Genomic DNA, 2,704 nt, shown 5'->3' with positions numbered 1-2,704 from the left:
GCCCAGCCCGCCACCGGCGAGCAGCGCGTCGGCAATCGTGAGATAGCCGTTGAGGCAGTCGAGTACGTGCTGCCAGGGCCGCACCGCGTGCGGGAAACGCAATAGCGGCGCCTGCCCGCTTGCGTAGGCGACCACCAGGTCCGGCAGCAGGCGGTCACGGCTGATGTCGCCACCACCGATCACGTTGCCGCCACGGGCAATCGCGGTCGGGCAGCCGGGGAAGCTGCGAATCCAGGATTGGGTCAGCAGATCGGCCATCGCTTTGGACGCACTGTAGGGATCGTCGCCGCCCAGCGGGTCTGTTTCGGTGTAGCCGGCCTCCTGATCGACGTTGCGGTAGACCTTGTCGGTGGTGATGACGACGTGCGCACGCACCGAAGCCGTGGCCCCGACGGCTTCCAGCACATTGAGTGTGCCCATGACGTTGGTTTCGTAGGTGAATCGCGGCTCGCGGTAGGACTCGCGGACCAACGCCTGGGCGGCCATGTGCACCACGACGTCGGGGGCCACCGCCTTCACCGCTGCCGCAGTTTCCCCGGCGTCGCGGATGTCCACCCGCAGATCGGAGGCCAGCAGATCCGCCAACCCTGCTCTCTCGAACAGGCCGCCCTCATCGGGCTCAAGGGCCAGACCGGACACTTGGTGTCCGCGGGCCAGTAGTAGCAGCGCCAGCCAGGGGCCTTTGAACCCGGTATGCCCAGTGATCAGGTAGTGCACGGTTACCGTGAGGCCTCGGCCATGTACTCGCGGATCGATTCGGTCGCGAAATCGAGCATCGGCTTTGTCAGCCCGGGATAGGTGCCGATCCAGAACGTGCGGTTCATCACGATGTCGGTATTGGTCAGGTCACCGACGATCCGGAAGTCGGTGCCCCGATAGGCCGGTTGTTTGACCAGGTTGCCGGCGAACAACTGCCGAAAGCCGATCTTGCGTTCGTCCAGGAAGCGCATCAACTTGGTGCGGTCGACGGGATGTGCGGGATCCAGGGTGATCGGATAGCCGAACCAGGACGGCTCCGACTTGGGCGTGGCAACGGGCAGGATCAGCCCTTCGACGCCAGACAGCCGCGAGGTCAGATAGTCGAAGTTGTCCTTGCGCGCCTGGACGAATCCGTCGATCTTGGTCAGCTGCGACAGACCGATGGCCGCCTGCATGTCGGTGGCCTTCAGGTTGTAGCCGATGTGGCTGTAGATGTATTTGTGGTCATACCCCTTGGGTAGATCGCCGAGTTGCCATTCGAACCGCTTCTCACACGTGTTGTCGTCGCCCGGCGCGCAGTAGCAGTCCCGGCCCCAGTCCCGGAAGGATTCGACCTGCTTGCGCACCAGCGGCGACTTGACGAATACCGCGCCGCCTTCACCGGTGGTGATGTGGTGGGCGGGATAGAAACTCAGTGTCGCGGTGTCACCGAAGCTGCCGGTGCGCTTGCCGTCATAGGTGGATCCGAGCGCGTCGCAGGAGTCCTCGACCAGCCACAGGTTGTGTTTGTCGCACAATTCGCGCACGGCGTCCAGGTCGAACGGGTTACCCAGGGTGTGGGCCATCATGATCGCCCGGGTCTTCGGCCCGACAGCTTCGCGCAGGCGCTCGGGGATTGCGTCGTAGGTGCCCAATTCGATGTCGACAACTACCGGGCGCATGCCGTTCTGGATGATCGGGTTGACCGTGGTGGGAAAGCCGGCGGCCACGGTCAGCACCTCGTCGCCGGGTTGCAGAGGCCCTTTGCCGAACCGCTTCTTGTTTCCGGCGAGCTTCGGGCTGGTCAGGGCACTCAGGGCACACAGATTTGCGCTCGACCCGCTGTTGACGAAGACGGCGCCGCGCGCTCCGACGTACCGGTATAGGGCACGTTCGAACAACGGATGGAACCTACCGGCGGTCAGCCAGCCGTCCAGGGAGGCGTCGACGAGTGCCGCGAAGTCCTCGGGGTCGAGCACCTTGCCGGAAACCGGGACCGGCGTGACGCCGGGGATAAACTCCGCTGTCGCGAGCTTGCGCTTGGCGTACCCGCGGACAGCGGCAAGAATATCCTCGCGATCCTGTTCGAGCCCGTTCTCCCTAGTCCCATCGGTATCGAGCGGTGAAATGAGAACTCCTCAAGGGCTGTGTGACTCAATATGGTACGCGACACAGGTGAAAAGCCCGCCCCGCATGTCGCATCGTTGCTAGTGTTACACCCGCGGCGACGCGGCGTCATCGTTTCCGCGCCCCGGGGGCCAGACTACGTCGAGATGGGATGATTGGTCATGAAAGCCGTGCTTCTCGCCGGCGGGCTCGGCACGCGCATGCGCGAGGAAACCGAATTCCGCCCCAAACCGATGGTCGAGGTCGGGGGGCGGCCGGTGCTGTGGCACATCATGAAAATCCTCGGTCACTACGGCATTTCCGACTTCATCGTGTGCACCGGCTACAAGAGTGAGTTCATCAAGAACTACTTCACCAACTACGGAGCCTCCAACCTGGACTTCACCATCACCCTCGGGGACCAGTCGAGCATCCGCTACCACGGGTCGCACAATGAGTTCAATTGGCAGGTCACCGTGGCCGACACCGGCCTGGACACCATGACGGGCGGCCGGATCAAACGCATCCAGAAATACGTCGGCTGTGAAACATTTCTGTGCACCTACGGCGACGGTATCGCCGACGTCGATATCCACGCACTACTCAACTTCCACCGGGCTCATGGCAAGCTCGCCACCGT

3 protein-coding genes are annotated in these 2,704 nt (G+C 63.4%); 1 reads left to right on the top strand and 2 read right to left on the bottom strand.

The window, feature by feature from the left end; genetic code table 11:
• A partial coding sequence (rfbG, locus tag ACK5M9_RS08115; RefSeq protein ID WP_416892662.1) for a CDP-glucose 4,6-dehydratase occupies positions 1-717 on the bottom strand: 717 nt, incomplete at its 3' end.
• Between the two features lie 2 nt (positions 718-719).
• Positions 720-2,087, bottom strand: a complete 1,368-nt coding sequence (gene rfbH / locus ACK5M9_RS08110) for a lipopolysaccharide biosynthesis protein RfbH (RefSeq protein ID WP_416892663.1) — start codon at positions 2,085-2,087, stop codon at positions 720-722.
• Positions 2,088-2,246: 159 nt separating this feature from the next.
• On the opposite strand from rfbH, the gene ACK5M9_RS08105 reads away from it, so the two are divergent.
• On the top strand, positions 2,247-2,704 hold a 458-nt coding region (locus tag ACK5M9_RS08105; protein ID WP_416892661.1), incomplete at its 3' end, for a sugar phosphate nucleotidyltransferase.

This window comes from Mycobacterium sp. (assembly GCF_047975165.1).
Lineage (GTDB): Bacteria > Actinomycetota > Actinomycetes > Mycobacteriales > Mycobacteriaceae > Mycobacterium.
This window is presented reverse-complemented; position numbering and strand designations above follow the sequence as displayed.